At 67.6% G+C, this 13951-nt stretch carries 12 protein-coding genes; 8 read left to right on the top strand and 4 right to left on the bottom strand.

Annotation, left to right across the window (positions count from 1 at the left end):
- Complete coding sequence (locus ACFVWG_RS37370; RefSeq protein ID WP_391548229.1) at positions 1-1080, bottom strand: NAD-dependent epimerase/dehydratase family protein; 1080 nt, start codon at positions 1078-1080, stop codon at positions 1-3.
- A gap of 169 nt (positions 1081-1249) precedes the next feature.
- Between ACFVWG_RS37370 and ACFVWG_RS37365 the strand changes: the two genes are divergently transcribed.
- On the top strand, positions 1250-2041 hold the full coding sequence (locus ACFVWG_RS37365; protein ID WP_391548228.1) for a class I SAM-dependent methyltransferase: 792 nt from the start codon (positions 1250-1252) through the stop codon (positions 2039-2041).
- A 9-nt stretch (positions 2042-2050) separates the two neighbouring features.
- Here ACFVWG_RS37365 and ACFVWG_RS37360 read toward each other — a convergent pair whose 3' ends face one another.
- Positions 2051-2647, bottom strand: a complete 597-nt coding sequence (locus ACFVWG_RS37360) for an RBBP9/YdeN family alpha/beta hydrolase (RefSeq protein WP_391548227.1) — start codon at positions 2645-2647, stop codon at positions 2051-2053.
- Positions 2648-2683: 36 nt separating this feature from the next.
- Between ACFVWG_RS37360 and ACFVWG_RS37355 the strand changes: the two genes are divergently transcribed.
- Complete coding sequence (locus ACFVWG_RS37355; protein WP_391548226.1) at positions 2684-3154, top strand: Lrp/AsnC family transcriptional regulator; 471 nt, start codon at positions 2684-2686, stop codon at positions 3152-3154.
- Between the two features lie 52 nt (positions 3155-3206).
- Complete coding sequence (locus ACFVWG_RS37350) at positions 3207-3548, top strand: helix-turn-helix domain-containing protein (protein ID WP_391548225.1); 342 nt, start codon at positions 3207-3209, stop codon at positions 3546-3548.
- A 359-nt stretch (positions 3549-3907) separates the two neighbouring features.
- On the opposite strand, the gene ACFVWG_RS37345 is transcribed toward ACFVWG_RS37350, so the two are convergent.
- On the bottom strand, positions 3908-4576 hold the full coding sequence (locus tag ACFVWG_RS37345) for a hypothetical protein (RefSeq protein ID WP_391548224.1): 669 nt from the start codon (positions 4574-4576) through the stop codon (positions 3908-3910).
- Positions 4573-5196, bottom strand: a complete 624-nt coding sequence (locus ACFVWG_RS37340; RefSeq protein ID WP_391548223.1) for a hypothetical protein — start codon at positions 5194-5196, stop codon at positions 4573-4575. The genes ACFVWG_RS37345 and ACFVWG_RS37340 overlap by 4 nt, the downstream gene beginning before the upstream one ends.
- Before the next feature lie 103 nt (positions 5197-5299).
- On the opposite strand from ACFVWG_RS37340, the gene ACFVWG_RS37335 reads away from it, so the two are divergent.
- Genes ACFVWG_RS37335 through ACFVWG_RS37315 form a run of 5 tightly spaced genes read left to right on the top strand, consistent with a single transcriptional unit; the run spans position 5300 to position 13912 of the window.
- Complete coding sequence (locus ACFVWG_RS37335; protein WP_391548222.1) at positions 5300-6637, top strand: UDP-glucose dehydrogenase family protein; 1338 nt, start codon at positions 5300-5302, stop codon at positions 6635-6637.
- Entirely contained in the window at positions 6634-7860 is a 1227-nt protein-coding gene (locus ACFVWG_RS37330; protein WP_391548221.1) for a glycosyltransferase family 4 protein, read from the top strand. Before ACFVWG_RS37335 ends, ACFVWG_RS37330 begins: the two co-directional genes overlap by 4 nt.
- A 1-nt stretch (position 7861) precedes the next feature.
- A complete protein-coding gene (asnB, locus tag ACFVWG_RS37325; RefSeq protein ID WP_391548220.1) occupies positions 7862-9778 on the top strand; it encodes an asparagine synthase (glutamine-hydrolyzing) in 1917 nt (638 codons plus the stop codon).
- A 13-nt stretch (positions 9779-9791) separates the two neighbouring features.
- Positions 9792-11939: a bi-domain-containing oxidoreductase gene (locus ACFVWG_RS37320; RefSeq protein WP_391548219.1), complete on the top strand. Its 2148-nt coding sequence runs from the start codon at positions 9792-9794 to the stop codon at positions 11937-11939.
- The gene (locus ACFVWG_RS37315; protein WP_391548218.1) at positions 11936-13912 is read left to right on the top strand and encodes an alginate lyase family protein; all 1977 of its coding nucleotides are present in this window, start codon (positions 11936-11938) and stop codon (positions 13910-13912) included. The genes ACFVWG_RS37320 and ACFVWG_RS37315 overlap by 4 nt, the downstream gene beginning before the upstream one ends.
- Positions 13913-13951: the final 39 nt, after the last annotated feature.

The following is a 13951-nucleotide window of genomic DNA, read 5'->3' as shown; positions in this document are numbered from 1 at the left end:
TCAGTTGCCTTCCTTGAGGAAGAAGTCGGCCTTCGGGCCGGGGAACTGCTCATCGGTCTGGCGGACGAGCTGGCTGTCGACGAGGTTCTTGTCGAGCAGCTGCTGGATCCGGCGCAGCCGGACGAACTGGGCCGACGTGAAGTCGTCGTAGGTCAGACCGTGCCGCTGGTAGGCGTCGTACATCTCCTCGACGCCCTTGCGGACGGTCCACTCGAGCTTGAGGCTCGGGAAGGTGTCGTTCAGCTTGCTGAAGTCGACCTTGTAGTTGCGCAGGTCCGGGCCGGCGCCGTCGGCGATCGACAGCGTCGAGCCCGGCACGACCGCACGAACCATCTCGGCGATGTCGCGCACCTGGACGACGTCCTCGGACCGGCCCACGTTGAACGCCTCGTCGTGGATCACGTCCCGCGGCGACTCCAGTACCTCGCCGAAAGCCCGGCTGATGTCCTCGATGTGGACGAGCGGCCGCCACGGGGTGCCGTCGCTCTCCAACCGGACCTGGCCGGTGGTCAGTGCGATCGCGGTCAGGTTGTTCACCACGATGTCCAGCCGCAGGCGGGTCGAGGCGCCGTACGCGGTGGCATTTCGCAGGTACGTCGGGCTGAAGTTGTCGTCGGCCAGCTTCGACAGCTCTTGCTCGGCCAGCGCCTTGGTCTCCCCGTACGCCGTCACCGGGAACATCTCGGCGTCCTCACCGACCGCCTCGGACCCGGCCGCGCCGTACAGGCTGCAGCTCGACGCGAACAGGAACCGCTCGACGCCGGCGTCCTTGGCCGCCTGGGCCACGTTCAGCGTGCCGCGCAGGTTGACCGAGTACGTCGCCTCCTTGTCGAGGTTGCCCAGCGGGTCGTTCGACAAAGCGGCCAGACACACCACCGCGTCGTACCCCTCGAGCTCCTTCGCCGTGACATCGCGCATGTCCCGCGGCTTCCGGTCCCCGATCGGCTCCGGCCCGCCCAGCAGGTCGCACCCCTCGTACAGCCCGGTGTCCAGCCCGTCCACCACATGACCCGCACCCCGGAGGAACGGCACCATCACGGCCCCGATGTAACCCCGATCGCCAGTGACCAGCACTCTCATCCGTACGCTCCCTCGCCCCGACACTCCCCTGTCGCCTCTACAGATCAGCCTCAAGCCCTCCTGATACAGCCGATCGGGATCGGGTTTCGGGCGCGCCGTGTATCACCCGGCCACTGCCGCCCCTCTCTTGTACGTCGCGACCCGGGCGGGGCCGCGCAAGAGAGGCATCATGACGATGTTCGGAGATGCCAAGGTCCTGGTTCGCCAGGCCGTCGACAGCGCCGCGGTCCGGTTCGGACTCGGCCACTCAGAAGAACGGCTCGCGCACGATGCGCGGTCGTACTGGACCGGAGCCGTGCACGAGCCCGGCTGGCGGGGCAACTCACACTTCCGCGACGCGCAGGTGTTCGAGCAGGTCGACTGGTCCTCGGTCGGCACGGATCACTGGGAGCTGTTCTCCCGGCTCGCCCGGACGTCCGTCCCGGGCGCGCCACTGGACCGCGTCGTCGAGTGGGGATGCGGTGGCGGTTCCAACGCGGTGGCCTTCGCACCGCACTGCCGGGAGTTCATCGGCGTCGACGTGAACAAGGAAAGCCTGATCGAGTGCGCCCGGCAGGTCGACGCCGTCGGCGGAGCCACCTTCACCGCCGTCGAGGCCGACCTCGTGGACCCCGAGGACGCGGTGGCCCAGGTCGGCGAGGCCGACCTGTTCCTCTGCCTCTACGTCCTCGAACTGGTACCCAGCCCTGACTACGGGCTACGCCTGATGCGGATCGCCCGTGACGTCCTGAAGGACGGCGGCCTGGCCTTCGTCCAGATCAAGTACCAGACCACCGACTGGCGTACGGCCTCCCGCCGGCACCGCTACCGCGAGGCAGTAGCCGCCAGCATGACGTCGTACCCGATCGACGTCTTCTGGACCCAGATGACCGACCTCGGCCTCACTCCCGAAGCCGTCCACCTGGTCCCCGAGAACAATCTCGACCACCGCTACGCCTACTACCTCCTGCGCAAGAACTGAGCTGGCGGGTCAGGGGCGTCCTATGCCGGCGGTGAAGGTGGTCAGGAGGCGCCGGCCGAGGGGCCAGTCCGCCAGGTTGCTGTCGGAGTTGATGTGCCCGAGCGGGCCGGTGCTGACGAGAGGTAGCTGCCAGTCATCGGCTTTGCGCGCAGCGGCATCAAGCGTGCAGTAGGGGTCGTCGTCGCTCGCGACCAGTACGGCGGGAACGCTCACGGCCACTGGCTCCGAATCCAGGAAGGTGGACAGGAGCTCAGCGGGATACGTCTCGGCGTCCTGGTCGGGTGGCGCGACCAGGAAGGCGCCACGAACCGAGGCACGATCATCGCCGGCAGCCGAAGCGAGCCAGTGTGCGACGGCGTAGCAGCCGAGGCTGTGCGCGACGAGCACCACCTCGTCACCATCGCTCGCCCGGACGGCCCGCCCAATGGCGTCGACCCAGTCGTCGCGTTCCGGATGCGTCCACGACGCCGGTGCGATCCGGGTTGCGCCAGGCAACCAGTCCGCCTCCCAGACCGACTGCCAGTGGGCGGAATCCGAGCCGTTCCAGCCCGGGACGATGATGTAATGCATGGGTGAGTTCCCCTCGTCGATCGGTCGAGCTGACATCGTGACCGACTCCCGCATCGCGACACCGGCGTCCCGATGATTCCGAAGCATCCGGCGCCGGACAGGACTGATCCATTGGACGACATCGACCGGAAGATCCTGACGATCCTCCAGCAGGACGGTCGGCTCAGCGGCGCCGACATCGGCCGCCAGGTGAACCTCTCCCAGCCGGCCGTCTCAGCCAGGATTCAGCGCCTCGAGCGCCAGGGCGTGATCAAGGGCTACACAGCCCTCGTCGACCCCACCCAGGTCGGCCTGCACATCCACGCGGTGATCCGGCTCCGCACGACCCACGCCAGAATCCCCGAAGCTCTCGCGCTCTTCCGCGACCTCCCCGAACTGACCGCCGCCTACCGCCTCACCGGCGAGGACTGCTTCCTCATCGACGTCCACACCCCCGACACCGCGACCCTCCAACGCGTAGTCGACACCGTAGGCCGCCTAGGCCCCGCCAGCACCTCCCTAGTCCTCGACGACTACCAAAGGAAACCCCTCCCCCTCCCCTGACGCAGATTGCCCATGTCGCCAACGACATATACCGTTCTGGCGAGGTGGAATCGTGAGTCACAGTCGCTGGAAGACGTTGCGTGAACGCAAGCTTGCTGAGGGATTCACCGAGCCCGCGGATGTCGCCGACGCCCGGCGTGAGATCCGGCTCTCGATGGCACTGGCGCAGGCGGTCTACGAGCGGCGTACAGAGCTCGGCCTGACGCAGACCGAACTCGCCACGCGCTCCGGGCTGACGCAGGCGAAGATTTCCAGGATCGAGGGGTCCGACACCGTCCCGACGCTGCCCCTGCTCGCTCGCCTCGCACAAGCCCTCGACGCGACCCTCAACATCGCGCTCGACGACGACAAGACCGAGGTCTCGTTCGTCGCCCACACCATCGACGCCGCCTGACCCCAAAGCCGGTTAGTTAGCGGGTCGGCGGCGGTATCAAGCGGCCCGGTTGGGTCCGGTTTGCGGAGTGCTGCTGTCGCGGTGGCTGGCGCGCGGTGGCTCCCCAAACCGGTTTGGGGAGAGTTAGCCCGGCCCGAAACGAGATGTGGGGAGGATTTTGCCCCCGAATCGGTCCCATATCCTCCCCACACTGGTTGAATGCCGACCCGGATCCTCCCCAGGAACCGGTTACGTCCGAAGACACGCCGTACCAGGTGTGCTGTACCAGGTGTGCAGGGCTTCGGACGTCAGCTCGGCGGCAGGCCGGTTGACACCAACCCTGACCCACTAACTAACTGGCTTTGCGCCTGACCCATCTGTCAGCGGTCTCGTTCGCGGGCTTGGCCGGGGTTGGTGGGGCGTGGGCCACTTGCCGTCGGTGGGCCTGCGGGCGGGCGGGCCGTGGGCGGCGGGCTGTCGCGCAGGATCGCCGCCTGCCGGATGAGATCCGGCGGCACGGGGATGCGGTGCGGCGTCGTCTGGATGCCCTCCCGCCGATCCGGGCCAACCGACGGGCGGCCACCACCGGCCAGGCCATGTAGCTCGGGTTGCAGCCTTCCTCGTTCGCGGCCCAGTCGCCTTCCGGCGACGGCGGCCGGGTCGTCGCCGCGATGGACGAACGCGACAGCGTGGCGGTAGGCCTGAGCGTTCGGATCTGGCACGACTCTGCCGTCCTCGACCTTCGGGAGCGGCTCGAACTCGCGGTAGATGAGCCGATGGGACGGCCCGAGCGGCCTGCCGCGGTCGGTGTACTCCCGGAAGACCGGCACCTTGAGCTGCGCGGCATCACGAAGGTCGTAGGAGGAAGGCCCGGAGCCGAGCTGCTTGCCCTCGTACTCGCTCTCGCGCCCTTCCCGCAAGGCGCGCATCGCGTCCATGGCAGCCTGGAACTCCCGGCCGGCCGGGCTGTTGCTGCCCTGTTTCCACGCTGCGTGCATCCGAGCCATGTCCTGCTTGAGCTCGGCGCCGACGATCAGGTGGTAGCTCACGCTTTGCCGCTGTCCGGATCCACCGGTTCGCCGGTGTCGGGGTCGAGGCCGAATTCCGCCATCATGTCCTCGAACGAGACGGAGTCCTCGATCCGTGAATTCGCGATGCGCTCCCGGGCGAGCTGCAGGGTGCGCTCCTCGAACTCGAACTCGTCCATCTGCACGTCGAAGTCGATCCATTGGTCGAAGGGGAGGAGGACGGCTTCGGGGGTGGAGTGGTCGCCGAAGAAGAGGGGGCCCGTGAGCAGAGCCGGGCGGGTGATGGTCTCGGCGGCGGTGGTGGTGGGGACGGTCTGGAGGCGCTCGCTGGTGGGGCGGGGCATGGCATCGCTCAGGCGAGCCGCCTCCTCTGGGGACAGCCGCTCGCCGGTCTCGGCGAGGTGCCGGCGGACGATCTCCAACCGGCGTTCCTCTTCCTCGGCATCGGTGCGGTAGGCCTCGTATTGCGTCCATTGGCCGAAGGAGATCACTACGCCGTCGGGGCGGCCGTCACCGAAGAAGACCGGTTCGGTGGCGCCGTCGCGGAAGGTCTGGAGGATTCCGGGGAGGGCGGCGACGACGGTCGCGGCGTCGGCTACGTGCAGGCGGTCGCCGTTGGGGAGGGGGTAGAGGGACTCCATGTGACTGAGGATACTTTCGGCCAATTTGTGGGCGGGATGTATCAGGGGGTGGGGGTGGGTGCTCTTTTGGGCGCTGCCGTGTTCTGAGCCTGTGGGGGGCGTTATGAAGGTTGCCGTATTCGGTCTTGGGTATGTGGGGTCGGTGACTGCGGCTTGTCTGGCCGCGGCCGGGCATGACGTGTGGGGTGTCGATGTGGACACCGCCAAGGTCGGGCCGATCACCGAGGGCCACAGTCCCGTGGTCGAGCCCGGGCTGGACGAGTTGGTTGCGGAAGGGGTGACCGGGGGGCGGCTGCATGCCACGACCGATCCTCGGCTCGCGCTGGATCGGGCCGATGTCTCGCTGATCTGTGTGGGGACGCCGTCGACTCCGGCGGGGAGTACGGATCTGACCTACATCAAGCGTGCGGTCCGCGACATCGCGGAGGCCGCGCATGTCGTCGTACCGCCGGAGTCCGGGTTCCACAGCATCGTGATCCGGTCGACCGTGCCGCCGGGGACGGTGGACGAGGTGGTCGCGAAGGTGCTGGCCGACGTGCCGCCGCCGGCCGGACTGACGTTCGGTACGGCGATGTGTCCGGAGTTCCTGCGGGAAGGGTCCGGACTGGCCGACTTCTACGACCCGCCGTTCGTCGTCGTCGGGACCCAGTTCCCGGCCGTCGGCAAGCAGTTGGCCGAGCTCTTCGCCTTCCTGACCAACAGCAGTCTCGGGCAAGAGGTTCAGGTGGTCGACGTGCGGACCGCGGAGGCGCTCAAGTACGCCTGCAACGCGTTCCACGCGACCAAGGTCTCGTTCGCGAACGAGATGGGGCGGATCTTCCGCAACTACGGGGTCGACTCCCGTGAGGTGATGCGGTTGTTCGTCCAGGACACCAGCCTGAACATCTCGCCGTACTACCTGAAGCCCGGGTTCGCCTTCGGCGGCTCGTGCCTGCCGAAGGACCTGCGGTCCGTGCTGCACCTGGCCCGGATGAACGACACCGAGTTGCCGCTGCTGGCCGGCACGCTGGCCACCAACGAGCGGTCGGTCTCCGACGTGGTCGACCGCGTCATCGCCGGTCCCGGCCGCGAGGTCGCACTGCTCGGCCTGAGCTTCAAGGTCTCGACCGACGACCTGCGCGAGAGCCCGAACGTCGAGCTCGCCGAGCGGCTGATCGGCAAGGGCTACAACCTGCGCATCTACGACGCGATCGTGAACCCGAGCCGCCTGGTCGGCGCGAACCTGCGGCATGTCGAGTCCAAGCTGCCGCACCTGCAGCGCGTGCTCACCGACGACCCGGCCCAGGCGCTGCGTGGCGCTGATGTCGCGCTGGTCAGTGCCACGGACCCCGCGGCGATCGAGGCCCTGCTGGCCGCACCACCCGCCAGGACCATCGACCTCAGCGGCCGCCTCGGCGACGCCGTCGAGGCGTTGCACGGATACGAAGGAGTCGGCTGGTGAGCGCTACCCGCGTTCTGATCATCATCCAGAACCTGTGGGTCCCGTTCGACCGCCGGGTCTGGGAGGAGTGCAAGGCGCTCAAGGGCGCCGGGTACGACGTGACGGTCGTCTGCCCCAAGGGACCGGGCGATCCGTCGTACCAGGTGATCGACGGTGTCGCCGTCCACCAGTACAAGGCGTACGCACCCGGTGGCAGCAAGCTCGGGTTCATCGTCGAGTACGCGTACTCGTTCCTGATGACGCTGCTGCTCGTTCTGCGCGCGCGTAAGGCCGGCAGGTTCAAGGTCATGCAGGCGTGCAACCCGCCGGACATCTTCTGGCCGATCGCGATCCTGTTGCGCCGGCTGGACCGGACGAAGTTCGTCTTCGACCACCACGACCTGTGCCCCGAGCTGTTCCAGTCCCGCTTCGGCGGTACGACGTCGCTCCCGTACAAGGGTCTGCGCTGGCTGGAGAAGATGACGCACCGGACCGCCGACCACGTGACGTCGACCAACGACTCGTACCGGCGGATCGCGATCACCCGCAGCGGCAAGGCCAACCACGACGTGACAGTGGTCCGCACCGGGCCGGACCCGGAGAAGCTGCAGCGCGTCCAGGCGGATGACTCGCTCCGTGACGGTCACCGCTACCTGGTCACCTACATCGGTGTGATGGGCCCGCAGGACGGCGTCGACATCGTCGTCCGGGCGGCCGACCACATCGTCAACCAGCTCGGTCGCACCGACATCAAGTTCACCTTGATGGGCGGCGGCGACTCGTTCGACGAGGTGGTCGCCCTGCGCGACGAGCTCGGGCTGCAGCAGCACATCGAGTTCACCGGCCGGGTGCCGGACGAGACCGTGCGCGCGGTGATGTCGACCGCCGACCTCGGTCTGTCGCCGGACCCGAAGAACCCGTTGAACGACGTCTCCACGATGAACAAGACGATGGAGTACATGGCGTTCGAGCTGCCGGTCGTCGCCTTCGACCTGATCGAGACCAAGGTGTCGGCCGCCGAGGCCGCCGTCTACGTCGAGCCGAACGACGTCACGAAGTACGGGCAGGCGATCGTCGACCTGCTCGACGACGAGGTCGCGCGGCGCCGGATGGGCCGGTTCGGCCGCGAGCGGGTCGAGCAGGTGCTCGCCTGGAAGCACCAGCAGAAGGCGTACCTCGGAGTGTTCGGGCAGCTGACCGGTCATGTGACGCCGATCAGCGTCGTCCGGGCCACGGGGTCCTGACGTGTGCGGGATCGCCGGCTGCTACCAGCAGCACGACGGTACGGCGCTCGCCGAGGCGATGAGCGATCGGATCGCTCATCGCGGTCCGGACGCGACGGCGACGTACCGGTTCCAGGAGGACGACGTCTTCGCCGTACTGGCGCATCGACGGCTCTCCATCATCGACCTGACGTCCAGCGCGGATCAGCCGTTCAGCAAGCGTGGCCTGACGCTTTGCTACAACGGCGAGCTCTACAACTACAAGGAACTGCGGTCCGAGCTGGCGAAGTCGGGCGTCTCGTTCCGGACCAACTCCGACACCGAAGTGGTGCTGGAGGCCTGGCGTCGTTGGGGTCCGGATGCGCTGCAGCGTTTCCGCGGCATGTTCGCGTTCGCGATGCTCGACGAGGAGAGCGGCAGCCTGTTCCTGGCCCGCGATCCGCTCGGCATCAAGCCGCTGTTCTTCCTGCGTCGCCAGGGTGGTGTCGTCTTCGCGTCCGAGCTGAAGGCGCTGGTCACGGCTCTCGGGTCTGAGCTGCGGACCGAGCCGGGCGCGTTGATCTCGTCGATGCTCTATTACTGGCTGCCGGAACAGCGTTGCTCGATCGATGGCGTGGAGAAGCTGCCGCCGGGGTCGTGGGCCGAGTTCCGGCCAGATGGCAGTAGCCGGCACGACACGTACTGGCGGGTGACCGATGTCGCGACCGAGGCCGCCGCGGGTCCGCCGGCTGACCTGCGTCAGGTGATCGAGGAGTCGGTCGCCGCGCACATGGTGGCCGACGTACCGGTGTCGACGTTCCTGAGCGGTGGGCTGGACTCCAGCCTGGTGACCGTGCTGGCCAAGCAGATGGACTCGGCGGTCGACTCGTACACGATCACCTTCCGGTCCGAGGACCAGAAGCTCGAAGCGATGCCGGACGACGCGATCTACGCGCGCAAGGTGGCGAAGCAGTTCGGCATCGACCTGCACGAGATCGAGATCGCTCCGGACGTGGTCGACCTGCTACCGCGGATCGTGGACATCCTCGACGAGCCGATCGGTGACCCGGCGGCGATCAACACGCTGCTGATGTGCGACACCGCGCGGGATGCCGGCGTCAAGGTGCTGCTCTCCGGCATGGGCGCCGACGAGCTGTTCGGTGGCTACCGCAAACACCTCGCGTGCGTGATGGGAGCGCAGTACCAATCCCTTCCCGGCGTGGTGCGGAACGGCCTGATCGGCCCGACGGTACGGCGGTTGCCGGTGACCGTGCGCGGTCGCGGCCTGCGGTACGCGCGGTGGGCGAAGCGGTTCGAGACGTTCGCGAACCTGCCCGAGGAAGAGGCGTTCCGGCGCAGCTACACCATGTACGACGGGGACCAGCTGGCGGGATTGTTGAGTCCTGATCTGGAGCCGTACGTCGGCAAGCTGCTCGGTGAGCACAGCGACATCTACCACGACACCACCCTCGACGATCACGTGAACCGGATGTGCCTGGCCGACTCGCGGATGTTCCTGCCGGGGCTGAACCTCGCCTACACCGACCGGGCCAGCATGGCCGCGTCGACCGAGGTGCGGACGCCGTTCGTGGACCCGATCGTCGCGCGGGCGGCGTTCTCGATCCCGGGTAGTCAGAAGATCCATCGCCGGGTCAGCAAGCTGGCGCTGAAGAAGGCGGCGGAGGCCTGGTTGCCGAAGGAGATCATCTACCGGCCGAAGGCGTCGTTCAGCGCTCCCCTGCGGGCGTGGATCCGGAACGACCTGCGCGAACTGGTCGACGACACGCTGCTCCGCGGTGAGCTCGTCGGGAGCGGATTCCTGCAGCAGGCCGCCGTACAACGTCTCGTGGACGACGAGCGGGCCGGGCGCGAGGACTACTCGAAGCAGATCTGGCAGTTGCTGACCCTGGAGACCTGGACCCGCAACATGCGGTCGCTGGGTGTCTCGATCACCTCATAAGGACTTAGAGAATATGAAGCAGGTCGCGCAGAACTACAAGTCCGGTGAGCTGGCGGTGCTCGACGTACCGCCGCCCGGCTGCCAGCCCGGTGGGGTGCTGGTGCGGTCGCTGTACTCGCTGATCTCGACCGGTACCGAGCTGATGAAGGTCGGCGAGGCCAAGCTCTCCCTGGTCGGCAAGGCGAAGGCCCGGCCGGACCAGGTGAAGAAGGTTCTCGACACCGTCGCCCAGCAGGGTCTGCGGAGCACCTACCAGAAGGTCATGAACAAGCTCGACTCCTACACGCCGCTCGGCTACTCGCTGTGCGGTGTCGTCGTCGAGGTTGGCGCCGGGGCTGAGGAGTTCAGCGTCGGCCAGCTGGTCGCTGCCGCAGGCAACGAGTTCGCGCTGCACGCCGAGTACAACTGGGTGCCGGTGAATCTGTGCGTGCCGGTGCCCGATGGGGTTCAGCCGGAGCAGGCCGCGTTCTCGACCGTCGGTGCGATCGCGATGCAGGGTGTGCGGCAGGCGGAGGTCCAGCTCGGCGAGACCACCGTGGTGATCGGCCTCGGTCTGGTCGGTCAGCTCTGCGTGCGGCTGCTCGTTGCGGCCGGCGTCCGCGTCTTCGGCATCGACACCGTCGACGACCGCTGCCGGATGGCGGAGAAGGCCGGCGCCCTCGCCTGCTCCTCCCCCGACGAAGCCGGCGTCGCGTCGCTGGAGCGTTCGTTGCTCGAGGCATCCAACGGCCTCGGCGCCGACCACATCCTGCTCGCCGCCGGCGGCCACTCCAACGGCCCCGTCGAAACCGCCGCCCGCCTGGCCCGCGACCGCGCCCGCGTCGTCGACATCGGCAAGACCCGCCTCGACCTCCCGTGGAACGCCTACTACGACAAAGAACTCGACGTCCGCTTCTCCCGCTCCTACGGCCCCGGCCGGTACGACGACCGCTACGAGCTCCAAGGCATCGACTACCCCGCGGGCTACGTCCGCTGGACCGAACGCCGCAACCTCGAGTGCTTCGTCGACCTGATCGCCCGCGAACAGATCGACATCGCCTCCCTGATCGCCGGCACCTTCCCCATCGCCGACGCCACCGACGCCTACGCCAAGCTCAGCAGCGGTTCACTGCCCGGCGTCGGCTTCCTCTTCGAATACCCCGACGTACCCACTGAAGAGTTGAAGCAGGTCGCGCCGCACGTCGCATCGCAGGCATCAAGCACGAGTGGTGCGGCTCGGCTTGGGTTCATCGGTGCGGGCAACTACGCCTCCAGCATGCTGCTGCCGCACCTGCAGACCAATGCCGAGGCGACGCTGGCCCGAGTAGCGACCAACAAGAGCCTGTCCGCAGCCAACGCGCAGAAGAAGTTCGGCTTCGAGCAGATCTCGACCGACGCCAACGAGGTGCTGACCGACGAGACCCTCGACGCGATCTTCGTGGTGACCCGGCACAGCTCGCACGCCGATCTCACCTGCCGCGCGCTCGAGACCGGTAAGGCGGTCTTCGTCGAGAAGCCGTTGGCACTCACGTACGAGGACGTCGACCGGATCGTCGCCACGGTGGAGGCCACCGGCAACGACCGGTTGATGGTTGGGTTCAACCGTCGCTTCGCACCGCTCCTCACCGACCTCAGAACCCGGTTCGGGCAGCAGGGAGCCCAGTCGCTCCGGTACCTCGTGAACGCGGGCAAGCTCGATCCGTCGAGCTGGTACTTGGACCAGGGCAAGGAGGGCAGCCGGTTCGCGGGTGAGGGTGGGCACTTCATCGACACCCTGAGCTGGTGGCTCGACAGCCTTCCGACCGATGTGTACGCCGTACCGGGACCGGACGCCGGCGACGTGATCGTCACGATCAAGTTCGCCAACGGTTCGGTCGGCAGCATCAACTATGTTGCCGGCGGCAACACGCGGTTCCCGAAGGAGACGATCGACATCACCGGCGGCGGCCGCAACGGTCGCCTCGACAACTTCGCGAGCGCCTCGGTCTGGACCGGCCGCAAGCCTTCCACCAAGAAGGCTCGCGGCACCGACAAGGGGCAGCGCGCCGAGCTCGAGGCCTTCGTCAGCGCCGTCAAGAACGGCACCAAGATGCCGATCTCCTTCGACTCGATCATCGCCACCACCCGCGCCACCATCGCCGTCGACCGCAGCCTCGCCTCCGGTTCGCCGGAAAAGGTATGAGCCGTCAGCCACTGGGTTGGTACTTCCGGCGGCTCCGCCGGATGTCCCCCACCGAACTGATCTGGCGCAGCACCGACCACGCACGACGTACTGCCTGGGCTTATCAGCAAGTGAAGCCCGGGCAGAACCCTGAAGCGCCGTCGAGCCTGCGCAAAGACCTCACCTTCGGTACGACGCTCCCGCCGCACGCGGCCTGCGCCGTACCGGAGGCAGCCCGCCAGGCAGTCATCGAGACCGCCGACGCGATCCTGGCCGGCAACCTCGAGGTCCTCGGCACCGACCGAACCGATCTGGCCGCACCGGACTGGTTCCGCGACCCGATCACCGGTCGCCGATCCGACCCGGCGCAGTACACGTTCAAGCTGAACCACCGCAACGAGGACCTGGTCGGCAACATCAAGCAGGTGTGGGAGCTGTCCCGCCACCACCACCTGACCCAGCTCGCCGCTGCTTGGTATCTGACGCACGACGACAAGTACGCCGACCGCGTCGCGGAGCAGCTCACCGACTGGTGGCGGACGAACCCGTTCCTGTCCGGCGTGCACTGGGCCAGCGGGATCGAGGTTGGCATCCGGCTGATCAGCTGGACGTGGATCCGCCGGCTGCTCAACGACTGGCCGGACATCACCGACCTGTTCGAGCACAACGAACTCGCGCTGAACCAGCTCTACTGGCACCAGCGCTACCTCGCCGCCTTCCAGAGCCGCGGCTCGTCAGCCAACAATCACGTGATCGCCGAGGCAGCCGGACAACTCGTCGGCGCCAGCGCGTTCCCGTGGTTCCGCGAGAGCACCAAGTGGCGCACCGACGCTGCCGCGCTGCTCGAGCGCGAACTCGACGCCAACACCTTCCCCTCCGGCGTGAACCGCGAGCTAGCGACGGACTACCACCGCTTCGTCTCCGAGCTCGGCCTGTACGCCGCTCTGGAGGCAGACCTAGCCGGACACCCACTCACGCCCTCCACGTGGGCCCTGCTGACCCGAACCGCCGACGTCTCGGCAGCGATCGTGGACAGCACCCTCAGACCACCCCGGCAAGGTGACGACGACGAGGGCATGGTCCTGGTACTCGACCCGCCCAACATCCACAGCTGGTCCGCGTACCTAGCACTCAGTGCAGCCGCGGTCGGCCCAGCGGACTGGTGGCCCGAGGTCCCAGGCACCGCCACATCAACCTTGGTCAGCGCATTGCTCCAAGGCAGCCAAGGCGATCGCCCAGCCGAACGCCCCGGCCACTTCAACGACGCCGGCCTGACGATCCTGCGCAGCCACGACGAAGGCCCGGAGATCTGGGTCCGCGGCGATGCCGGTCCGCACGGCTTCCTCTCGATCGCCGCGCACGCTCACTGCGACGCGCTCTCGCTCGAGGTCCGCGTCGGTGGCGTCGACGTCCTCGCCGACCCGGGCACATACTGCTACCACGGTGAAGAGGAGTGGCGGAACTACTTCCGCTCCACGGTCGGCCACAACACCGTCGAGGTGAACGGCGCCGAGCAGTCCATCTGGGGCGGCGCATTCCTCTGGCTGCGTGGCGCCACCGGACAGGTCCGCCAGTACGACGCCTCCACGGGTACCTGGGATGCCGAACACGACGGCTACCGAGTCGGCGACACCCCGGTCACGCACCGGCGGAACGCCGTACTGGATGCCGGAACGCTAAAGGTCGAGGACCACCTCGACACGGCGGCCGACGTACGGATCGCTTGGCATCTCGGCCCGGACGTCACCGCCGATCTCGACGCATCGACCGCCCGCCTGACCTGGCCTGACGGTACGGCGATCGCCGAACTGCCGACGGGATTGACGTGGACCGCGCACCGCGGAAGTGACGATCCGCTACTGGGGTGGTACTCCCCGCGATTCGGCCGTAAGGTCCCGGTCACCACACTGATCGGCGCCGGGCGGATCGGGCCGGACACGCCGGCAGTCAGCACCTTCCGTTTCCGCCGACCGGTGTATCAGGTCACGCCCTAGCGCCTCTATTACTGCGAACACCTGTACGTCGTTCGCTTG

It is taken from the genome of Kribbella sp. NPDC058245 (genome assembly GCF_042882005.1).
Classification (GTDB): Bacteria; Actinomycetota; Actinomycetes; order Propionibacteriales; family Kribbellaceae; genus Kribbella.
This window is presented reverse-complemented; position numbering and strand designations above follow the sequence as displayed.

Coding starts and splice junctions, on each gene's coding strand:
- ACFVWG_RS37370 (WP_391548229.1), bottom strand. CDS start 1,080: ATGAGAGTGCTGGTCACTGGCGATCGGGGTTACATCGGGGCCGTGATG.
- ACFVWG_RS37365 (WP_391548228.1), top strand. CDS start 1,250: ATGACGATGTTCGGAGATGCCAAGGTCCTGGTTCGCCAGGCCGTCGAC.
- ACFVWG_RS37360 (WP_391548227.1), bottom strand. CDS start 2,647: ATGTCAGCTCGACCGATCGACGAGGGGAACTCACCCATGCATTACATC.
- ACFVWG_RS37355 (WP_391548226.1), top strand. CDS start 2,684: ATGATTCCGAAGCATCCGGCGCCGGACAGGACTGATCCATTGGACGAC.
- ACFVWG_RS37340 (WP_391548223.1), bottom strand. CDS start 5,196: ATGGAGTCCCTCTACCCCCTCCCCAACGGCGACCGCCTGCACGTAGCC.
- ACFVWG_RS37335 (WP_391548222.1), top strand. CDS start 5,300: ATGAAGGTTGCCGTATTCGGTCTTGGGTATGTGGGGTCGGTGACTGCG.
- ACFVWG_RS37320 (WP_391548219.1), top strand. CDS start 9,792: ATGAAGCAGGTCGCGCAGAACTACAAGTCCGGTGAGCTGGCGGTGCTC.
- ACFVWG_RS37315 (WP_391548218.1), top strand. CDS start 11,936: ATGAGCCGTCAGCCACTGGGTTGGTACTTCCGGCGGCTCCGCCGGATG.